The organism is Rheinheimera sp. ATLC3 (assembly GCF_059429535.1).
In genome coordinates, this window is sequence record NZ_CM182103.1 from 2317790 (window position 1) to 2333433 (window position 15644).

General features: G+C 50.9%; 18 protein-coding genes. 12 read left to right on the plus strand and 6 right to left on the minus strand.

What is annotated here, in order from left to right:
• Window positions 1-11 precede the first annotated feature (11 nt).
• The gene (gene lysA / locus AC5SV9_RS10710; RefSeq protein ID WP_475152350.1) at window positions 12-1268 is read right to left on the minus strand and encodes a diaminopimelate decarboxylase; all 1257 of its coding nucleotides are present in this window, start codon (window positions 1266-1268) and stop codon (window positions 12-14) included.
• Entirely contained in the window at window positions 1255-1443 is a 189-nt protein-coding gene (lptM, locus tag AC5SV9_RS10715) for an LPS translocon maturation chaperone LptM (protein ID WP_134058922.1), read from the minus strand. The genes lysA and lptM overlap by 14 nt, the downstream gene beginning before the upstream one ends.
• A 71-nt stretch (window positions 1444-1514) precedes the next feature.
• On the opposite strand from lptM, the gene cyaY reads away from it, so the two are divergent.
• The 9 genes from cyaY (at window position 1515) to AC5SV9_RS10760 (ending at window position 9481) form a co-directional block, all read left to right on the plus strand.
• A complete protein-coding gene (cyaY, locus tag AC5SV9_RS10720; RefSeq protein ID WP_475152351.1) occupies window positions 1515-1832 on the plus strand; it encodes an iron donor protein CyaY in 318 nt (105 codons plus the stop codon).
• A gap of 24 nt (window positions 1833-1856) precedes the next feature.
• Window positions 1857-2537, plus strand: a complete 681-nt coding sequence (locus AC5SV9_RS10725) for an alpha/beta hydrolase (protein ID WP_475152352.1) — start codon at window positions 1857-1859, stop codon at window positions 2535-2537.
• A gap of 1 nt (window position 2538) precedes the next feature.
• Complete coding sequence (gene hemC / locus AC5SV9_RS10730) at window positions 2539-3468, plus strand: hydroxymethylbilane synthase (RefSeq protein WP_475152354.1); 930 nt, start codon at window positions 2539-2541, stop codon at window positions 3466-3468.
• Window positions 3465-4223: a uroporphyrinogen-III synthase gene (locus AC5SV9_RS10735; protein ID WP_475152355.1), complete on the plus strand. Its 759-nt coding sequence runs from the start codon at window positions 3465-3467 to the stop codon at window positions 4221-4223. Before hemC ends, AC5SV9_RS10735 begins: the two co-directional genes overlap by 4 nt.
• Window positions 4220-5338 carry a uroporphyrinogen-III C-methyltransferase gene (locus AC5SV9_RS10740; RefSeq protein WP_475152358.1) on the plus strand — a complete coding sequence of 373 codons (1119 nt, stop codon included), beginning with the start codon at window positions 4220-4222 and terminating at the stop codon, window positions 5336-5338. The genes AC5SV9_RS10735 and AC5SV9_RS10740 overlap by 4 nt, the downstream gene beginning before the upstream one ends.
• Window positions 5335-6414 (plus strand): heme biosynthesis HemY N-terminal domain-containing protein, encoded by a 1080-nt coding sequence (locus AC5SV9_RS10745; RefSeq protein ID WP_475152359.1) that lies wholly within the window; start codon window positions 5335-5337, stop codon window positions 6412-6414. Before AC5SV9_RS10740 ends, AC5SV9_RS10745 begins: the two co-directional genes overlap by 4 nt.
• On the plus strand, window positions 6395-6919 hold the full coding sequence (locus AC5SV9_RS10750) for a DNA-deoxyinosine glycosylase (RefSeq protein WP_475152361.1): 525 nt from the start codon (window positions 6395-6397) through the stop codon (window positions 6917-6919). Before AC5SV9_RS10745 ends, AC5SV9_RS10750 begins: the two co-directional genes overlap by 20 nt.
• A gap of 340 nt (window positions 6920-7259) precedes the next feature.
• Window positions 7260-8654, plus strand: a complete 1395-nt coding sequence (locus AC5SV9_RS10755; RefSeq protein ID WP_475152364.1) for a pre-peptidase C-terminal domain-containing protein — start codon at window positions 7260-7262, stop codon at window positions 8652-8654.
• A 236-nt stretch (window positions 8655-8890) separates the two neighbouring features.
• On the plus strand, window positions 8891-9481 hold the full coding sequence (locus AC5SV9_RS10760) for a hypothetical protein (protein WP_475152365.1): 591 nt from the start codon (window positions 8891-8893) through the stop codon (window positions 9479-9481).
• On the opposite strand, the gene AC5SV9_RS10765 is transcribed toward AC5SV9_RS10760, so the two are convergent.
• Window positions 9482-9892, minus strand: coding sequence for an acyl-CoA thioesterase (locus tag AC5SV9_RS10765; protein ID WP_475152366.1), 411 nt, complete (start codon window positions 9890-9892; stop codon window positions 9482-9484).
• Between the two features lie 162 nt (window positions 9893-10054).
• Between AC5SV9_RS10765 and AC5SV9_RS10770 the strand changes: the two genes are divergently transcribed.
• The gene (locus AC5SV9_RS10770) at window positions 10055-11374 is read left to right on the plus strand and encodes an energy transducer TonB (protein WP_475152368.1); all 1320 of its coding nucleotides are present in this window, start codon (window positions 10055-10057) and stop codon (window positions 11372-11374) included.
• 52 nt (window positions 11375-11426) lie between these two features.
• Here the strand turns inward: AC5SV9_RS10770 and fre are convergent, their stop codons facing one another.
• From fre to ubiD, 3 genes are read right to left on the minus strand one after another with little or no spacing between them, the layout of a single operon-like run.
• Window positions 11427-12134 carry an NAD(P)H-flavin reductase gene (gene fre, locus AC5SV9_RS10775; protein ID WP_475152370.1) on the minus strand — a complete coding sequence of 236 codons (708 nt, stop codon included), beginning with the start codon at window positions 12132-12134 and terminating at the stop codon, window positions 11427-11429.
• A 27-nt stretch (window positions 12135-12161) separates the two neighbouring features.
• A complete protein-coding gene (locus tag AC5SV9_RS10780) occupies window positions 12162-12440 on the minus strand; it encodes a 2Fe-2S iron-sulfur cluster-binding protein (RefSeq protein WP_475152372.1) in 279 nt (92 codons plus the stop codon).
• Entirely contained in the window at window positions 12437-13927 is a 1491-nt protein-coding gene (gene ubiD / locus AC5SV9_RS10785) for a 4-hydroxy-3-polyprenylbenzoate decarboxylase (protein WP_475152649.1), read from the minus strand. Before ubiD ends, AC5SV9_RS10780 begins: the two co-directional genes overlap by 4 nt.
• 140 nt (window positions 13928-14067) lie before the next feature.
• On the opposite strand from ubiD, the gene AC5SV9_RS10790 reads away from it, so the two are divergent.
• Both AC5SV9_RS10790 and AC5SV9_RS10795 read left to right on the plus strand, forming a co-directional pair.
• Window positions 14068-14694 (plus strand): class II aldolase/adducin family protein, encoded by a 627-nt coding sequence (locus AC5SV9_RS10790; protein ID WP_475152374.1) that lies wholly within the window; start codon window positions 14068-14070, stop codon window positions 14692-14694.
• An 88-nt stretch (window positions 14695-14782) separates the two neighbouring features.
• The gene (locus AC5SV9_RS10795) at window positions 14783-15550 is read left to right on the plus strand and encodes an EAL domain-containing protein (protein ID WP_475152376.1); all 768 of its coding nucleotides are present in this window, start codon (window positions 14783-14785) and stop codon (window positions 15548-15550) included.
• Window positions 15551-15644: the final 94 nt, after the last annotated feature.

Below are 15644 nucleotides of genomic sequence, written 5' to 3' on the forward strand. Positions count from 1 at the left end.
AGCGCCCTTAATTAATCGGAAACGACCTGCTCGCCACGCCATAAATCCTGCCACTGCTCACGGGCGCGGATTAAATGCACTTTATTGCCGTCGACCAGCACTTCTGCTGCGCGGGGCCGGCTATTGTAATTCGAACTCATGGTAAAACCATAAGCGCCGGCAGAACGCACCGCCAGCAGGTCGCCCTGGCTAATCGCCAGCTCGCGGTCTTTGCCGAGAAAGTCACCTGTCTCACAAACCGGGCCAACGATATCGTACAGCGCGCTGGTTTTGCTGCTGTCTTGCTGTGCCGGCACTATTGCCTGCCAGGCGCTGTAAAGCGCAGGCCGGATTAAGTCGTTCATCGCGGCATCGACAATAGCAAAGTTTTTTTCCTGTCCCGGTTTTAAAAATTCTACTTTGGTCAGCAAAATGCCAGCATTGGCCATAATGGCGCGGCCAGGCTCCATAATAAGTTCCAGCTGCGGGTATTCTTTTAGCCGTTCAACAACTTTGCTGATGTAGTCGCCCGGTGATGGTGGGGTTTCGCTGTCATAAGTGACGCCTAAACCACCGCCAATGTCGATATGATGCAGCACTATGCCATCAGAGGCCAGCTGGTCGATTAAGGTTAACAGTTTTTCCAGTGCATCCAGAAACGGCTGGGTTTCAGTAAGCTGAGAACCGATATGACAATCTACGCCAACAACATTCAGGTGGCTATAACTGGCGGCTTTGCGGTAAATATCCCGCGCCAGCAGAATATCGATACCAAACTTATTGGCTTTTAGCCCGGTCGAGATATAGGGATGTGTTTTCGCATCGATATCCGGGTTTACCCGGATAGACACCGGCGCTTTGATATTCAGGCTGCTGGCAACCTGTTGCAACCTGTCCAGCTCAGCAATAGACTCAACATTAAAGCACTTAATGCCCAGTTGCAGTGCAAAACGCATTTCGTCTTCGGTTTTGGCAACACCCGAGAACACCACCTTTTTGGCATCACCGCCGGCGGCGATGACCCGGCGCAGCTCACCACCGGATACAATATCAAAGCCACTGCCAAGCTTTGCCAGCACATTCAGTATCGCCAGATTACTGTTGGCTTTTACCGCATAGCACACCAGGCTTTGCGGGTGTGCAGATGCAGCGCTGGCAAAAGCCTGGTAATGGCGCTCTATTGTTGCGCGGGAATAGACATAGCAAGGCGTGCCAAATTCGGCAGCGATATCACTAACAGCATGTTGTTCCGCAAACAGGCGGCTATTCTGGTAATTAAAGTGGTCCACGTTGTTCATCCGTTGGTTGATTAGCAGGAGTGTTGTTTTGCTGCGGTTCTGCCACTTCGGGTGCCGGTTGTGGTAAGGTAAGCGGGCCTTTTTGGCCACAAGCACTCAGCAAGCTACTTAGCAAAATGACGACAGCAACAGTTAACAGCGGACCTTTGGTTGTAAAAGCGTGCATGATGTTATTTTTTTATGGTGGTTGCGCTCTATAATCGCATCCTTAGCGATAAAAGCAAACAGGTGAAGCAGATGAATGACCTAGAATATGATGATTTGACCGACAGCGTATTGCTGGCTGTGGAGCAAGCAGTAGAAGACGCTGATGCAGATCTGGATTATGAGTCCCATGGTGGCCTGCTGAGTATCAGCTTTGCCGATGGCAGTAAGATTATTATCAACAAGCAACCGCCACTGCACCAGTTGTGGGTGGCGACCAAATTTAATGGCCACCACTTTGAATGGCAAAATGGCCAGTGGATTGATAACCGCACCGGTGCGGAGTTCTGGCAATTATTAAATGATGCTGCTTCCAAGCAGGCTGGTGTTGCGATTAATCTGGCGCCTTAAGCGTAAACGGACTGGAATGAGGTAATGGCTTTGCTTCCTTTTGTTGATGTAAAAGCGCAGGGCAATACCCGCGCTGCAGTAGTGTGGTTGCACGGGCTGGGTGATTCTGGCCATGGTTTTTCGCCAATAGTACCGGAGTTACGTTTGCCTGCTGATGCTGGCATCCGTTTTCTGTTTCCGCACGCTCCGGAGCGGCCGGTAACGGTAAATGGCGGCATGCGCATGCGCGCCTGGTACGACATTAAAACCATGGACCTGACAAATCGTGCCGATGAAGCAGGCGTGCGTGAGTCAGCAGCTGCGGTGCAGCAACTGCTGGACAAGCTGATTAGTGAAGGTATCAGCAGTGAGCGCATTATTCTGGCCGGTTTCAGTCAGGGTGGTGTTATTGCCCTGCATTTGCTGCCAAGGTTGCCATATAAACTGGCTGGCGTAATGGCATTGTCAACCTATATGTGCGCACCCGATAAATTAAAAGACGAGAGCAATAATCTGAATAAAACCACGCCAGTGTTGGTTGCGCACGGCAATCAGGACCCTGTGGTACCTATGTTCGCCGGGCAACAGGCGTACCATAGCCTGAAAAGTGCCGGCTTTAATGTTAGCTGGCATGAGTACCGCATGCCACACAGTGTTTGTGCGCAGGAAGTGGCAGATATCAGCAGCTTTATACAGCGGCGTTTACTGGCTCAGACAGAGAATTAATATGAAGACTATCCGAATCGCAACGCGCAAAAGTGCGCTGGCGCTGTGGCAGGCAGAATACGTGAAAGCCGAACTACTACGCCACCACCCTAACCTGACAGTAGAGTTGGTACCAATGTCGACACAGGGTGACAAAATTCTGGATACGCCGCTGGCAAAAATTGGCGGCAAAGGCCTTTTTGTTAAAGAGCTGGAACAGGCGATGCTGGACGATCGTGCTGATATTGCCGTACACAGTATGAAAGATGTGCCGGTAGAGTTTCCGGATGGCCTGATGCTGCATACCATTTGCCCACGGGAAAACCCGCAGGATGCCTTTGTATCGAATCAGTTTAAATCAATAGACGAGTTGCCTCCTGGTGCCGTTGTCGGTACTTCCAGCCTGCGCCGGCAGTGCCAGCTTAAAGCGCTGCGACCGGACTTAACGGTGCGCGACTTACGTGGCAATGTGAACACCCGTTTAGCTAAGCTCGATAACGGCGAATACGCCGCCATTATTCTGGCTGCGGCCGGGCTTATCCGTCTGGGGTTCGAGCAGCGTATCGCTGCTTTGATGTCAGTTGACACCAGTTTGCCTGCCAACGGCCAGGGTGCTGTCGGTATTGAGTGCCGAAGCGAAGACAAAGAGGTTCAGCAACTGTTATCCGCGCTGGAGCATAACGACACCCGCATCTGTGTGCTGGCTGAGCGAGCAATGAACCGTAAACTGCAGGGCGGCTGCCAGGTGCCGATAGGTGCCTTTGCCGTTATCGAAGGCGATACGTTATGGCTGCGGGGTTTAGTTGGTGCACTCGATGGTAGTGAAATTATCCGCCATCAGTTACGGGGGCCTGTAGCAGAGGCTGAGCAGTTGGGTGTGGCTCTGGCTGAGCATTTATTAAGCCTGGGGGCAGATCGAATTTTACAGGACGTGTATCAGGCTGCGCCATGACCAGTACCAGTGCAATACCATTTCTGATCACCCGCCCAGCCGGTAAAGCAGACAACCTGCTGGCATCGCTGGATGACGATGGCATTGCCTATCTATATCAGCCGCTGATTACCACAGCGCAGGTGGGGCTGAAAACGCAGGACATTCAACTTTTGCAGCAGGCTGACGCCATTATTTTTGTCAGTGTCAGTGCGGTAAGTTGTTTACAAAGCCAGGTTGAGGCGGCATTGCTGACTGCGCCACTTTTTGCTGTCGGGCAAACGACCGCTATGGCATTGCAGCGCTGGCTGGCGCGGGAAGTTATTGTTCCCGAAGATCAGCGCAGCGAGGGCCTGTTGCAGTTACCACAGTTACAGCAGGTTGCAGGCAAAACAGTAGCGGTGGTGCGCGGCAACGCCGGACGCGAGATGATTAAACAGGGCTTGGTATCACGCGGAGCAGCGGTGCGCTACATTCAGAGCTATAAGCGCTTGCCGCTGCCGCTGGATGGTGCCCTGTTGTGTCAGCAGTGGCAGCTTGCCGGCATTCGTTGTATTGTGGCAACCAGTAACGAAATTTTACAGCAGCTGTTCAGTCTGGTGCCAGCGGCCAATCAGTATTGGTTACAGCAATGTGACTGGATCCTGGTCAGCCCGCGAATGCAGGACAGCGCGCTGGCGCTTGGAATAGCGCCTGAGAATATTACACTTGCCGTGAATGCCAATGACAGCGCATTACTGGCTGCTATCAGCCAGCTTAAGAGGGAATATCAATGAGTGACAGCTTAGAGCGTGCATCAGAAATGGATGCACCACTGCAGCAACTGAAACAAAAAATTGATGCAGAGCCGGCGCCACGCAGCGGCGGCAGCGCTATAGGTGGTTTAAGTTTATTGCTGGTTTTGTTGCTGGCATGCGCGTTGGGCGCGGGTGGTTATTGGCTATGGCCTAAATTTCAGCAGTTGCAGCACGATACTGCAGTTACTCAGCAAAACCTGCAGCGTTTAACCGAACAGCAACAGCAGCAGCTAGATGCAGCGTCGCAGCTGCAGCAGCAAATACAAACAGAACAGCAGCAGCGATTGACGCAGCTGGAACAGCGGCTGCAACAGCAACAACAGCAGGTTCTGACGCAAAATCAGGCGCAAATGCAGGCACTGCGCCAGTTGGTGCAAGAGCGTGACAGCGCGCCGCCACGGCATTGGCTGTTGGCAGAAGTCGAATACCTGTTGCAACTGACAGCACAGAAAGTGTGGCTGCAGCAGGATTATGCGACTGCGATAGCTTTACTCGACAGTGCAGACGAGAAGCTGGCGAAGCTTGATGACCCGTCTTTGTTGCCAGTGCGCCAGGCGATTGCAGCCGATAGCAAACAGTTAAAACAGATCAATGTGCCGGACATGAGCCAGCTGTATATCCAGCTGCAGCAGATGCGTAAACTCAGCAACACTTTACCACTGAAGCAGCAACAGCAGGCTGAGCAGACAGTTGCAGCGCCTGGGCATCAGCTAAGCCAGTGGCGTGAAACGCTGAGTTATTACTGGCAGCAAAGCTGGAGCCAGCTTATCCGGGTGCGCAGCGCCGTGCCGGAAGACTACTTCAGCCTCAGTGCCGAGCAACAATTAATGCTACGAACCAGTTTACAGCAGCAGCTGTTACTGGCTCAGCTGGCAGCGATGCAGCATCAGAGCCAGGTATTTGCTGCTGCATTGCAGCAAGCCAGCGATCAGTTACAACGTTATTTTGATGCCGACAATGCAGAGGTACAACAACTCGGCTCAGAACTGGCCAGCCTGGCTGCAGTTGATGTTGCCCTGATGCAAGCCGCACCGCTAACCAGTCTGGCACAACTGCAGCAATACCAGCAGCAACTGACGGAGAGCAGCTTATGATACGTTGGCTGCTTCTGATCCTGGCTTTAGCGGCGGCTATGTTGTTTGGCCCGTCTCTGGTAAACAACCCGGGTTACATCAAAGTGATTTTCGCCGGCAAAGTGTTTGAAATGACAGCACTGGGCCTTATTGTCATGATACTGCTGGCGGCGGTTGTGTTGTGGTTACTCAGCGTTGTGTTGCGTAAATTACTGCGTTTGCAGCATGTCTCGTTTAATTTTTTGCGCTGGCGCCGTCAGCGTAAAGCCCAGCAGGCGTACGAGCTGGGTTTACAGGCATATGCCAAGCAGCAATGGCAACTGGCCGAACAATATTTAGCCAAAGCGTTACACGACGACTTTATGCAGGACGAAAAGCGCTTGTTCGCTGCCTACGCTGCCTTTTATGCGGGCGATGCCGCAAGGGCAAACAGCTACGTAGCGGCGCTACCGGAAGGGCATGACAGTACAGCATTTGTGCAGGCCGATATTTTGTTGCAGCAAGGTAAAGCCGGGCAGGCTTGTGTGTTATTAGCTGAACGCGTTAATGCCGACACGCAAGATAAAGGGCTGGGCCAGCTGTATTTATTCGCGCTGCAGCAAGCCGGGCAGTGGCAACAGTTACTGCAAATGGTGCCTGCGGCATTAAAACAGCAGTGGTTCGATAAAGAAAAGTGGCAACAGCAGCGCTTTAATATTTATCCGGCGGCGATAAGCCAGCTTAGCCAGCAGCAGAAGTTTGACGAAACGGCAGATTATTGGACTAACCTGCCGTCAAAAGAGCGCAAATCTACTGCTGCAAATATTGGCCGGGCCTGGGCGATGGCACAAAATGGCCAGAACGATGCTGCTGAAAAATTGCTACTCAGCCATTTGCAATTGACTGAGCTGCCAATGTTGCTGCCTTACATCCGGCAAATTCCGCTTGGCAAATCGGTGCTTAAATTGCGTAAGCAAGCTCAGCACTGGTTGCGGGAACACAGCAGTAATGGCTATCTATATGCGCTGTTAGCTTATCTGGCTGAACAGGAAGGTGAACTACAACAGGCTGAACTGGCATGGAGCAAAGCACGCCAGTATGAACCACAGCTTGGCTGATAGTACTCTGACCGGGCTGCCACCGCTTAGCCACAGCGGTGCCCGGGTGCTGTTGCTTGGTAGTATGCCTGGCACTGCCTCTCTCACGTTGCAGCAATACTACGCTCATCCGCGCAACTTGTTCTGGCCGATTATGGCTAACTTAGCTGGCTTTAATGCCGATTTGCCTTACACAGAGAAAACCCAGGCACTAATTAACAGCGGTGTCGCTTTGTGGGATGTGATTGGCAGTTGTCAGCGCAGTGGGAGCCTTGACAGCGCCATCCGCGACGAGCAGGTAAACGATTTCGCAGGTTTCTTTCGCGTTCATCCTGAGCTGGCGGCTATCGGCTTTAATGGCGCCAAAGCCTGGCAAAGTTTTAAACGCCACGTATTGCCGTTGCAGCTCGTGCCGCAACATGTTTGTTTTATTACTCTGCCATCAACCAGCCCGGCGCATGCGGCAATGAGCTTTGACGATAAACTGGAGCAGTGGCAACAGCTTAGACCTTTCTTGTCCAATTAGCGCAGTACGCACTCTGTGTTCGCTTGCGGTACTGATGACGGAAAACCATTAATTTACTTGACAGAATTGCCGTTGCCACCAATATTGATTATTCATTAACCTGTCACACGATAATGCTATGGCAACATGTTTATGCAGCGCTGAATATGCTCAGCTGTGGGTCGCCCGACCTGCTAATCTGCATGCCTGTGCCACCGATTACCACCTGTCTGAGTGGTTTGACGAGTAGAACAAATCCCCGCGTTAACTAACATCCGAATTTTTCGTCCGGCGTTTTGCTGTCCGAGAAACTGCGGCCTTTAGGCCATTTCCTATAACAATACAAAAGCAGGAAGTAAAAATGAAAGCACTAAGTCTGTTAGGCGTAGTTGCGTTATTGCTATGTGGCAATGCGCAGGCCTGTTTGCAACAAGAAAGCGAAAACAACAATAGCGAAAGCGGTGCCGATGGACCGTTGTGTAGTGACGTAGCGGTACAGGCAGCTATTGGCAGCCGTACCGATCAGGATTGGTACTACTTTGATACCACCGCAACCGGTGATATCAGCATCAGTTTAAGCCACGATAACAACGACGACTTTGACTGGTTTTTGTACCGTTCCAGTGGCAGCTATATTGCGTCGGGCCAAAGTAGTAGCAACCCGGAAACCGGTAGCTATGTTGCTTCACCGGCCGGGCCGCACTTTATTAAGGTAACCCGCTACAGTGGCACCGGTAATTATCAGTTAGCGGTTAATTTTGCCGGCTCGGGCAGTGGCGGGGGTGGCACCGATCCTGATCCGGAACCTGAGAACTGTAATTATGGTTCAAGACCGTCTAAACCCGGCGGTTTATCTGCAACCCTGGTGGGCAACAACAGTGATGTTTGTGTCAGTCTGAGCAATCCTGCCATACTGCTGATGGGCGGTGGCTCAGACGTTGACGCGGCTTTTGCTAACCGTATTAAACCGCATATCAAAGGTGGTAATGTCGTGGTGTTGCGCACCTCAGGCACCGATGCTTACAACAGCTACTTACAGGGCCTGACCAACGCCGCGTCGGTTGAAACCCTGATTGTGAACACCCGCACGAAAGCGAACAGTGACTATGTAGATTGGGCTATTCGCAGTGCTGAGTTTGTCTTTATTGCCGGTGGTGATCAGTCCGATTACCTGAACCAGTGGCAAGGCACGAAAGTGCAGGATGCGCTGATGCATGTGTACAACAAAGGTGGTGCAGTGGGCGGAACCTCGGCGAGTAACCATGTGCTGGGTCAGTTTATTTATGATCCCGACGGTGTATTAGGCGCTATCAGCTCTGAGGCGGTAACCGATTTTTGCCATGAAACGGTAAACATCAGCACTGACTTCCTCGATATACCATTACTAAGTGGCATTATTACCGATACACACTTTAAGCAGCGTGACCGTATGGGGCGCTCGGCGGTGTTTCAGGCTAAATTGGGCAGCACCGGCCGCGTTGTAGCGGTATCAGAAGCAACATCACTGTTTGTTACTGCTGATGGTAATGGTGTGGTTGATGGCAGCCATGAAGTTTATGTACTTCGGGCCGACAGCCAAACGCAGTACCAGCAAATCAGCTGTGGTCAGCCGGTAATCATTAACAACCTGCTGCGCTATAAATTAGTGCCGGGTCAAAGCTACAATCTGCTGAACAACGGCACGGCGGTAAACCCAATCCGTTTAAGCATTGATGGCCGTAGTGGCAGCTTCTACACGCCTGTCAGTCCTTACTAAGCAAGACTGCGGTGTTGTGAATTAGCAACGCCGCGGAATTTTTGGCTGTCCAGCTGGTCTGAAACACACTTTGTCGCAGGACTAGCAGGGACAGCCTTTCATTGTCTGGTGTTATTGGTAACGTCATATCTGTTGTGCGCGCTGGTGGCAGACCACTGCTGTTAGCGCTGCTAATACATTGCTTATTGCTGCTGGCTTTGCTAACAACGAGAATTCCGCAGGTAGCTCCGGCACCTGTGACCGAACCAATCGTATCCTATTTGTATCAGCCAGCATTGCCTGAACCATCTGACATAGCCCAACAATCATCTGAGGACATGTTGACAGAGGCTGACGCAGCTAAGCCAGCGCCGGCTAACGCGGCGCCTATAGCGTCAGTGCAAAAGCCTGCCAGCCAACCGCAACATTTAACAGAACCCTTGCCTGAAATCGCTGGCACGCAAGCGTCAGGCGATGCTGCGCTCGCTTCAGCGACATTGCGGCAAAGCTTAGTACAACGCGCGCTAAACCAGGCTGCCGCAGCCGACCCGTCAGCTATTGAACGCTCAGCTCAGGCCAGCTACCAGCAGTTTTTGCAGTCCCAACAGCAACCCAAAGCTACAGTGCATAAAAGATATCAGCAGTTAAGTCGCGATCCTGCCGGACAAGTGTTGGCACAGTTGGATGACGGCAAGCAGCTTATCCGCACTAAAGACGGTTGCAGGATAGCTGACCCGGCGAAAGATGGCTTTGAAGGATTGATGGCCACGAGGCCGGTGCCTTGTGGTGATGAAGTCAGTCGCAGCGCCTTATTACAACAGGCGCTGGAAAAACACAGTAAACACTGATCAGGCTTCGGTAAGATGCTGCTCCAGCCGGGCCTTCAGCTCGCCCTCTATTGATACTGCCTTGCCGGTTTTCTGGTCGAGACAAACAAAGGTAACCTGTGCATCAGCAGCAACAGCATCTTTACCGACGATACGCACTTCTTGCTGCACAACAGCGCTTTTACCACCTACTTTACTAAAGCGGGTATATACCTCCAATGTATCGCCCATTGTGGCCGCTACACGGTAGTTAATATTGATATTAACAATCACCCAAGCCAGGCCATGGCTGGCAAACCAGTCAATATCGCCGCTGTCTTCCAGATAACCCCAGCGTGCCTCTTCCAGAAACTCCAGATAGCGGGCGTTATTAACGTGTTGATAAATATCTAAATGGTATCCGCGGACTTTAATCAGGGTTTTATGTGTCATGTTAGGCTGTTGTCGCAATTTCAGGTGCGTAGATTGTGGCATAGGTTTACTGGCCAAACCAGTATGTTGTCTGCGCAAGCTTGATGCAAAAAATAAACAACTTTGCAAAATTTGAGCTTTTAAGTAAAGTTGGCCGCATTGGAAGGATAAAGGATATTCAGAATGAAAAATTGGCTGGGGTTGGCGTTACTGTGTTGTTGCACAGTGCAGGCCGATATGCTGGATGCGTTAAAGGCCTATGAGCAGAAAAATTATACAGAGGCGCAGCAGCAGTTTGCTGAACTATTACCACTGGGCAATGAGCTGGCTGCTTTTAACTTAGGGGTAATGGCTTATCAGGGCGAAGGACAAGATAAAGATCTGACCTCTGCACTGGCTTATTTTAAGTTGGCAGCGGTGCTAAAGCATCCTCAAGCCGAGCAGCTGCTGACACAGATTCAAGCTGAGTTAAATGCGGAACAACTCAGTCAGGTTGAAACGCAGTTTGCCCGACTGCAAAGGGTTGTGACAATACAGCCGATTGCACTGGAAGCCGCAGCTGACACTGTGCTACCAGAGCCGTTAAAGCGGGTCACGCCGGATTACCCAATAGAAGCGGCGCGTCAGGGCCTCTTTGGTTACGTTACTTTAAGGTTTTTGGTAGATGAAGCCGGCCAGGTCACCGCAATTGACACCTTAGACACTTATCCGGAAAAGGTGTTTAATAAGTCTGCTATGCGTGCGGTTAAACGTTGGCAATATGAGGCAACCGGTGCCAAGCACATGTTAAAGGTGCGACTGGATTACTCGTTAGGTAATGGCATCATCAAAGTATCTGAGATAGAAAAGCTGGAGCAAAAACACCAGCTGTGGCAATTTGCGTCGGCCGGTGCACCGCAGTATCAGTTTGTCTTAGGTACTTTACTGTCGTTGCTTGAAATACAAAGCAATAATGGTTTTTGGTTCGATCCAGACTTGCCATTGTCAGCACAGCCTGACTTTAGCATTTATAAAATCCGTGCCCATTTAAAAGCAGATTTAGAGGGCTTTTGGGGTTATGCCGTGGTTAGAGTAGATCAGCAGGGCGTTATTACCGAACAGCTCAGAACAGAGTTTGATAGCAAGAACACTGTTAAAAGCCTGATTGGGCAAAAGCTTGAAGGAAAAGTCGAGGCTGATGTATACCGCATGTACCGGCATGCGGATCAACGCTCCAGACGCGTTGATATAGTGCCATCCGTTAACGCTCCCGCCTCTATGTCGGCGATGTTTTGGTGGGAGCAGGCAGCCAAAAATGGCAACCTGGAAGCGCAGCGGGTGATGGCAGCTCATAACACCCAGTGGGAAAATTATCTGCTCAGTCAGCAAGACGGTGAGGTAATGGCCTGGGCTGGCACCAGCTTAATCCTTGAAGGCCAGCGTGAGCAAGGTATGCAATTGCTGGATCAGGCGATAGCAAAAAACTATGCACCAGCCAAAGAAATGAAACAGCAGTTTATGTAAAGGCGTTGTCTTTGCTGTAATAAAAAAACGCCCGTTAAGGGCGTTTTTGCTATCAGATATAAGCAAACGCATCGCCGAACAATTGTTTGCGGTGCGCGCCTTGTTCAATAAACGCATCCCGCACTACGCCGGCCATAGCAAAAGGCCCTGCGACATAGATGTCGTAAGCTTCAAGCGAAACAAAATCGTCCAGCACCGCCTGATGCACCATACCACTGCGGCCTTGCCAGTTGTCATCCGGATGTTGTACTACCGGGATAAAACGGTATTTGGCATTTTGCGCTGCCCATTGCTGCATTACGCTGGCGTGATATAACGCATTTTGCTCACGTACACCCCAGTAAACAAATACCGGGCGGTCAAGTGCGGCAGCAGCAATACTTTGTGCAATGCTGTAGATGTAAGAGAAACCGGTACCACCCGCCAGCAGAATAACCGGTTTAGTACTGTCTGCCCTGAAATGGGCATTGCCTAAGCCTACCTCTGCTTTCACTGGTTGTTTTAACTGGTATTGCTGCATCAGGTGCGCAATAGCCTGGCTGGCATATTGATCGGCAACAGCGCCGCCGATATGCAGCTCGATTTGTTTATCGCCCGGCATGCTGGCGATCGAAAATGGCCTTTTGTCGCTGTCGCTCAGGCAAAGCTGCAAGTACTGACCGCTGGCATAGCTAACCGGTTGCTGTGGCGTCAGCAGTATCCGGTTTACAGTAGGGGTTAAGGCTTCAATTAAATCAACGCTACAGGAAGTTATTGTCATAATGCTCTCAGCGATGGCTGTTTCGGTTTAGCCACGGATAAAAGGATGGTGTAACACCAGATCAGTACAGGGATAGGCAAGACAACAGTAAGTAAACTGCTGTTGCTTGTCCAGTTCAGTTAACGGCTGTGGCTCATCATAACGGACTTCACCACTTTTCAGTTTGCAGACACAACTGGTACAAACGCCCTGCCGGCAGCGATTGGGAAAGTCAATGCCACAACGCAGCGCGGCCTGCAGAATAGTTTCGCTCTCTTGTACAGCAAAGCTAAGCTGTGCCGGCGCTATGGTCACTAAATGGCTCACGGCTGCTCTTCCTTCAGTGGCAGTGTAATACCAAGACTGTCCCAGATACTGTCTACGCGGGCTTTTACTGCGGGGTCCATTACTATCGGTTCGCCCCATTCGCGGCTGGTTTCACCCGGCCATTTGTTGGTAGCGTCCATGCCCATTTTTGAGCCAAGGCCGGACACCGGAGAGGCAAAGTCCAGATAATCGATCGGTGTGTTTTCGATGAGTGTGGTATCACGTGCCGGGTCCATACGTGTGGTAATGGCCCAGATCACATCTTTCCAGTCACGGGCATTGACGTCGTCATCGCAAACAATCACGAACTTGGTATACATAAACTGGCGCAGAAACGACCAGACTCCCATCATTACCCGTTTGGCATGGCCAGGGTACTGCTTTTTCATGGTCACGACAGCCAGACGATACGAGCAACCTTCCGGCGGCAGATAAAAGTCGGTTATTTCCGGAAACTGCTTTTGCAGGATTGGCACAAAGACTTCATTCAGTGCTACACCCAGAATCGCTGGCTCATCTGGTGGCCGGCCGGTGTAGGTACTGTGATAAATCGGTGCTTTGCGCATCGTAATGTGGGTAACGGTAAATACCGGAAAGTCATCCACTTCATTGTAGTAACCCGTGTGGTCGCCGTAGGGGCCTTCGGGCGCCATTTCACCCGGCGCTATATAACCTTCCAGCACAATTTCGGCACTGGCCGGCACTTGCAGGTCGTTACTGATGCATTTAACAACTTCGGTATTGTCACCACGTAACAATCCCGCAAAGGCATACTCTGAAAGGGTATCGGGTACCGGTGTCACAGCGCCCAAAATGGTTGCCGGATCAGCGCCCAACGCTACCGAAACAGGATAATTTTGTCCCGGATTAGCTTTTTGAAACTCAAGAAAATCCAACGCACCGCCGCGATGTGAAAGCCAGCGCATAATCAGTTTGTTTTTGCCCAGCAACTGCTGGCGGTAAATACCTAAATTTTGCCGTTCTTTATGTGGCCCCCGGGTAACCGTTAAACCCCAGGTTATCAAGGGGGCTGCATCGCCAGGCCAGCAGGTCATAATGGGCAGTGTGGCTAAATCGACGTCATCGCCGCTTAGCACTATCTCCTGACAAGGCGCTTTTTTCACCTGTTTGGGTGACATATTCAGCACCTGCTTGAAAATAGGCAGTTTGCTAAAAGCGTCTTTTAAGCCTTTTGGCGGCTCTGGTTCTTTTAAAAACGCCAGCAGTTTGCCCACTTCACGTAGCGCCGATACGTCTTCCTGCCCCATACCCAGGGCAACACGCTGCGGTGTGCCAAACAGGTTGGCCAGTATCGGCATAGTGTGGCCTTTGACGTTTTCAAACAGCAACGCCGGGCCACCGGCCCGTAAGGTGCGATCAGCAATTTCGGTGATCTCCAGCACCGGGTCCACTTCAGCTTTCACCCGAACCAAATCACCACGCTGCTCTAACTGGGCAATAAAATCGCGTAAATCGTTATATTTCATGCTTGCCATCAGGCCTTGTCATTTAATGCCGCTATTATACAGCTCTGTGCCGCCCTTACCAGTTTTGGCCTGCTAAGCGGCTGGGGTGCGGTGTCATAGCGTTTTATACTATTGGAGTTTTAGTTACAGCAGGTTATACGATGACAGAGCAGGAAGGGGTCATAAAATTTCAGTTGGATTTCACCCGGCAATCGGTACTACAACCGTCGGATACTGCAGAAATTAGCAGTTGGCGCACTGTAATGCTGCAACTTGGTATGCTCGGGCAGACACCTTCGCGCTACGACAATTACGGCTTTGGTAATATCAGTCAGCGCTGTGGCAGCGGCAACCAGTTTATTATCAGCGGCACCCAGACGGGCGGCATTAATGCGATGACAGCGGCTGACTATGCCTTGGTGACTTGCTGTGAACCAGAGCGCAACTATATTGCTGCTGTCGGTGAAACCAAGCCGTCGTCAGAGGCGATGACGCATGGCCAGCTTTATCAGATCGGCAGTCGCATTAATTTTGTGATCCATGCCCATTGTCCGCAAATATGGCAGCAGGCCAACCAGTTACAGCTACCACAAACCGGTGCGGAGGTACCCTATGGTACTGTCGCCATGGCCGGTGAGGTCGCGCGATTATTTCGGGAAAGTGACGTCTTGCAGCAGGGCGTATTCACTATGGCAGGCCACGAAGATGGTGTGGTGGCTTTCGGCGCAAGTGCATCAGAAGCTGCCGGGCGGCTGATTAACTGTTATGCCAGAGCGCTCAGCAGGTAAAAACGTTATTTGAACGGCAAAAAGCTGGTATCTGGTGAATATCATCGCTAAAGTCGGTTACATCTTTGGTTAAAACTAACAATACCTTATGCAATTCCCTGAGACGATAAAACAGCAGACGTGCAGTGATTGTTTAAGCGGACAGTCATTGGGTTTTCAGATCCGTATGGCGTTTCAGCCGATCATCGACTGGCAGCATAAAAGTATTTACGCATACGAAGCTTTAGTACGCGGGCCACAGGGTGAGGGTGCTGGCTGGGTATTTCAGCATATCAACGAAGGCAATAAGTATTACTTTGATCAGGCCTGCCGGGTAAAGGCGATACAAACAGCTGCGCGGCTCGGCTGCAATAGCTTTTTAAGTATAAATTTCTTACCTAATGCTGTGTACAACCCTGAAACCTGCATTAAAGCCACAATTGAAGCTGCTGATCTGTATGGTTTTGATCTGACAAAGCTGATTTTTGAAGTGACTGAAGGCGAACAGATCCCAGATAAAGCGCATTTAAACCGTATTTTCCAAAGTTACTCTAAACGGGGGTTTCAAACCGCGATCGATGACTATGGTTCTGGTTTTGCCACTCTGGACTGGTTGATAGAGCTGAAACCGAATATTCTCAAGCTTGATATGCAGCTTATCCGCGACATTGACCAGCACCCGGCAAAACAGTTTATCGTGGAGCAAACTGTAGCCCAATGTGAATTGCAGGGCACCACCGTACTGGCAGAAGGTATCGAAACGCGCGCTGAGCTTGATTATCTCACAGCAGCAGGGATCCGTTATTTACAAGGCTATTATTTTGCCAAACCACAGTTGGAGGCTTTGGTGCAACCAGCACAACTCAGTGGTCTGTAATAAAGCGCATCTGATAATTAGTGCTGGCAACATTGTACTTGTTTGAGGTATTGTAGCCATCCAGATGGCTTAATATCTGTGGCATGTTCTTGTC